Genomic DNA, 4,194 nt, shown 5'->3' with positions numbered 1-4,194 from the left:
TGATCGGCTTAAAATGGAATCTTTGATCGGCTTAAAATGGAATCTTTGATCGGCTTAAAATGGAATCTTTGATCGGCTTAAAATGGAATCTTTGATCGGCATGGAGTGGAATATGCAGTCACTCTTCTCTTATTTTTAACCCTATTGAAGTTCTTGTGGAGAGCTAATTAAAGGAGATAAAGGTGAATACTTCTGATAAAGATTTGGTTATTATTGCAGCTGAGAAATATGGATTTAATTTGGAATTTAAAACTAAGAATTTTTTTCAAGAGAAAGGATATTCAACTGAAATTAATAAATTGTACTATTATGAGGGAGAGCCCCTAGAACTTGACGTTCAGGCAGAGTTAGATGATCGAATTTTCTTAGTAGAATGCAAGGGGACTGCGAGTAATTCAATGTTGATCCTTATTAAGGATCCTGATGATTCAGAATTACTTTATAGTCGAAGAGAAATAGGCAAACACAATAGCAGAATAATGGGGTTTGGTGGAACGGACCGTTTTTGCACATTTACTGGTGATTTTTTTAGTAAAGAACAATCCCAATTAAAAAAATTATCAAAAAATGACATAGAAAATAATTTTTATAAGGCTCAAAACCAAATTTCAAATGCTCTATGTGTGGTGTCTTCGGCTCTTACAAGTGTTACACCTCAATATCCAGTACATATAATGCCCCTTATTGTAACAAATGCTCAAATATGGGTTATAGATTATGAAAAAATGCCAACAGCTGCTACCCCTCATAAATGGGTTAAGCATAAAGTAATATCAAATACAAAATTAAATATTTTCTCAAATAATAGCCAAGTGTTTACTTATTTAGCTAATATAGTAAATATAAATTATTTAAAAGAGTTTCTGGATCTAAGTTTTTGTATGAATCGTTCATATGGCACCATTGATAATCTAAATAATACCATAATTGAGTAAAAAGAATGGGATGTTATATAGAGGGTCGGCCGGGATCCTGACGAAAAGGACCGTTTCCTGTTTATTTTTAACACAACCATTCTTTTGAGCTTATTGCCAAATCAGTCCTGTTCAGAAGTGGTTTCTAATAATTTATGACATAAATAACGTAGAACTTTATGTGTTGATTGAATGTCGCTCTCTAAAAGGCCTATAGAAAGACGGTTGATCCAGGGAGTTTGCAAGCTCATCGCTTCTTCAAAAATTTCCCGACCTTTATCAGTCAATATAATAAGCTTTGCTCGTTGATGATGTGGATTTGGTTCAAATATAACCAGACCTTCTTTATGCAAATCATTTACAATACGTTGTACATTTTGACGACTAGCTCCTAAATCACGAGCAAGCCAGGAAACTGGTTGTGGTTGAGATGCCTCTACAATTGCTCCGAGAATCTGCCATCGGGCACTCGTTAAACCAATGCTGGAAACCAATCTATCTCCTGCAGTGAGAATACGACTATTAAGTCTGAAGAGATCTAAAATAAGTTCAGTCAATGCCTTGCCTTCAGGAGTTCGTTTTTCCATTTATCACCATAATATTAATATGACATAATGATGTCATATTAGAATTTATTTGCTATAATGTAATTATAGCACCATATTTAAAGGAGACAACCATGTCACTGCTGCGTCCTCTTGGAGAGAGCCTAACCTATTTGAACTATGCTATTTGGGAAACAACAGCTGATTTTAGAGCAGCATTTTCTCACCCAGACTTTATATCTAAACTCTCGGCTTATCCATCTTCTACTGTTGCTACCCCGCATCTGTTCCAGAAAGTATCTGCACCGGGTATTTGTGTAGCTTAATCAAAAGGAACGACAATTATGACCAGAATTATTCATCCTTTAGCAGGCATGATTGCAATGCTTACAATATCAATTTTTTGGCTTTCAACAATAATAGCTGAGTTATTTGGAACTCATAACACAATAGCTCTAGTTAAGACAATGATTCCATGGGGATTTTTTGTGCTAATACCTGCGCTGATTACTGTTGGTGGTTCTGGCATTTCTCTCGCGAAGGGCCGTAGATCTGGAGTCATTGGCAAAAAGTTGAAACGAATGCCATTTATTGCTGCAAACGGCATTCTAGTTCTTATTCCTAGCGCATTATTTCTCGCATCAAAAGCAAGCTCAGGAGAGTTTGATACTTCATTCTACATAGTGCAAGCAATTGAACTTATTGCAGGAGCGACCAATCTTATTCTGTTGGGATTAAATATACGCGACGGATTGAAATTAACTCAAGGGAAAGGAAAAAAGAGCTTAAGCAGTAGTCATTCTCGATAAGCTATGTTAGTTGATCCTGCTTAGTATTTACAGATAATAAGATTCTTCTTACCGAGGTTCTTCCTATTTTCAAACGCTTAGCAATTTCCGATTTATTTAATCCCTTTGAGCTAAGATCCAACACTTGATCAGCTAATATTTTAGCAGTTGCGGGGCGTCCATGAGATTTACCTTTGCTTCTGGCATGGGCAATACCCGCTTTAACACGTTCTCTTAAAATTTCTCTTTCAAACTCAGCAAAAATTGCCAGTAGTCCTGCCATAGCTCTTCCTGTTGCTGTAGTTAAATCTAATGCTTCTGTTAATGAGATAAACCCTACACCAAGACTATTAAGTTCATTTAGAGTATGAAAAAGGTCATTTACAGAACGACCCCATCGATCCAACTTCCAAACAATAATCACATCAATCTGTCGTCGCTTTGCCTGATTGATTAATTCTACTGTTTTCGGCCGATGTAAAGATAACCAAAATTTAATATGACTGCAATACATGAGACCGCCTATCCAAGATTAAAACCAAATCCTACTCCAACAGAGCTTGAGAAAAACTTCAAGCCGACGTTCGATGAAATAATGCTGATGGAAAATAGCACCCGCTCAGCATCAGTAATTAATAAGTTAGGTTTTATGGTCACATTGAAATGTTATCAATGTTTAGGTTATGCAATTAATCTGAAAGATGTTCCTGAAGCAATCATCAGCTATGTTTCCAACGCCTTAGGAGGCTCTGATAATCCGGTTCTTATAGGTTATGCGCCAAGATCCAAAAAAAGACATCGAAAAATTATTCTGCAGTTTCTTAACATATCAGATGATGAGCATAAGCAACGGTATTGTATGAAACAAAGTGCATTAAAGTCTGCTGTTTTTAAAGAAGGGTTGGTGGATATTATTAATGATATGATTGAAACGCTAGTCAAGGAACGATTTGAGTTGCCTGGTTTTACTACATTAGAGCGAATGGCACGAGCCGCCAGAGCTCTTACCAGTACTAAATTATATGAACGAATCACCGCCAAGCTTGGTGATGAGTCAAAAATCTTTCTCGATACATTATTTGATACAGCACTTGCGCCAGATAATGCCACAACTCGATGGGCTTATTTAAAACAGGAAATGAAAGCGCCAACTACTCAAAATGTCAAAACCTTCATTGAGAATTTAACTCAATTAAAAGATTGGCGCTCTAAAGCTCCAGCTTCTATTGATGAAATTCCTGCTCACCGATTAGAGCAATTAATTGAAGAAGCAACGGCGTTAGGTAGCTCAGACATGAAGGACTTAAGACAAGATAAACGTTATGCTTTAGCGATTACCATGCTTCATTTTAAACTAGCAAATGGTCTGGACAGCATCGCAAGTGTTTTAATTCGCTGGATGCGCAAAATGAGACATGAAGCCAGTCAGGAATTAGATGCTTACACATTAACCAAGAAAAATGAAACAGACCGATTAGTTGAAATTCTTTATAACGTGTTATCAGCATCAATGGTCACCGGCTCTCACGCAGAAAGATTGAATGAAATTGAAAAAAACTTCCCGGAAGATAAAGAAGGCACTATTACTCAATGTGAGCAGTATTTAGCGCATTCAGGAAATAATTATTTGCCTTTTATGGTAAAGCTCTATCAAAACAAGCGGTATGTACTTTTCCAATTATTGGAACAATTAACATTGTGCTCTGCATCTCAAGATAAATCACTTGAGCAGGCAGCATCCTTTATTATCAAGCATCGTCAGAGCAAGCAAAAAATGATTCCCATAGTTGCCAATAATTTTGATCAATTAAGTTGGATCAGTGATAAATGGTTTAATTTTGTTACGAATAATAAGCGACATGATGAAATCATGACATGGTCTAATAGAAGCGACCAACCCAGTTAAGAGATATAATGTTCTTAATTGGAGGAAAAGATGTTAACACG

Annotated in this window: 6 protein-coding genes; 4 read left to right on the top strand and 2 right to left on the bottom strand. The window is 36.4% G+C overall.

The features are described 5' to 3' along the window. The first annotated feature begins 182 nt into the window (after window positions 1-182). Entirely contained in the window at window positions 183-935 is a 753-nt protein-coding gene (locus tag ACQY7T_RS06735) for a hypothetical protein (protein WP_428412184.1), read from the top strand. Window positions 936-1,036: 101 nt separating this feature from the next. On the opposite strand, the gene ACQY7T_RS06730 is transcribed toward ACQY7T_RS06735, so the two are convergent. Then, complete coding sequence (locus tag ACQY7T_RS06730) at window positions 1,037-1,501, bottom strand: MarR family winged helix-turn-helix transcriptional regulator (protein WP_428412183.1); 465 nt, start codon at window positions 1,499-1,501, stop codon at window positions 1,037-1,039. A gap of 92 nt (window positions 1,502-1,593) precedes the next feature. Here ACQY7T_RS06730 and ACQY7T_RS06725 point away from each other — a divergent pair, with 92 nt between their 5' ends. After that, window positions 1,594-1,785, top strand: coding sequence for an antibiotic biosynthesis monooxygenase family protein (locus ACQY7T_RS06725; protein ID WP_428412182.1), 192 nt, complete (start codon window positions 1,594-1,596; stop codon window positions 1,783-1,785). An 18-nt stretch (window positions 1,786-1,803) separates the two neighbouring features. After that, on the top strand, window positions 1,804-2,268 hold the full coding sequence (locus ACQY7T_RS06720) for a hypothetical protein (protein ID WP_428412181.1): 465 nt from the start codon (window positions 1,804-1,806) through the stop codon (window positions 2,266-2,268). 1 nt (window position 2,269) lies between these two features. Here the strand turns inward: ACQY7T_RS06720 and ACQY7T_RS06715 are convergent, their stop codons facing one another. Further along, window positions 2,270-2,761 (bottom strand): recombinase family protein, encoded by a 492-nt coding sequence (locus ACQY7T_RS06715; RefSeq protein ID WP_428412180.1) that lies wholly within the window; start codon window positions 2,759-2,761, stop codon window positions 2,270-2,272. On the opposite strand from ACQY7T_RS06715, the gene ACQY7T_RS06710 reads away from it, so the two are divergent. Next, window positions 2,747-4,153, top strand: a complete 1,407-nt coding sequence (locus ACQY7T_RS06710; RefSeq protein ID WP_428412179.1) for a DUF4158 domain-containing protein — start codon at window positions 2,747-2,749, stop codon at window positions 4,151-4,153. The two genes, ACQY7T_RS06715 and ACQY7T_RS06710, sit on opposite strands and share 15 nt — an antisense overlap. Window positions 4,154-4,194: the final 41 nt, after the last annotated feature.

Origin of the sequence: Legionella sp., assembly GCF_965140895.1 — a bacterium.
Taxonomy (GTDB): domain Bacteria; phylum Pseudomonadota; class Gammaproteobacteria; order Legionellales; family Legionellaceae; genus Legionella.
The sequence above is the reverse complement of the archived record's forward strand: the minus strand, read 5'-3'. Positions and strand labels throughout refer to the sequence as shown.

Excerpts from the sequence above, each read along its gene's own strand:
- ACQY7T_RS06725 (WP_428412182.1), top strand. The coding sequence starts at position 1,594 with ATGTCACTGCTGCGTCCTCTTGGAGAGAGCCTAACCTATTTGAACTAT.
- ACQY7T_RS06730 (WP_428412183.1), bottom strand. The coding sequence starts at position 1,501 with ATGGAAAAACGAACTCCTGAAGGCAAGGCATTGACTGAACTTATTTTA.
- ACQY7T_RS06710 (WP_428412179.1), top strand. The coding sequence starts at position 2,747 with ATGACTGCAATACATGAGACCGCCTATCCAAGATTAAAACCAAATCCT.
- ACQY7T_RS06715 (WP_428412180.1), bottom strand. The coding sequence starts at position 2,761 with ATGTATTGCAGTCATATTAAATTTTGGTTATCTTTACATCGGCCGAAA.
- ACQY7T_RS06720 (WP_428412181.1), top strand. The coding sequence starts at position 1,804 with ATGACCAGAATTATTCATCCTTTAGCAGGCATGATTGCAATGCTTACA.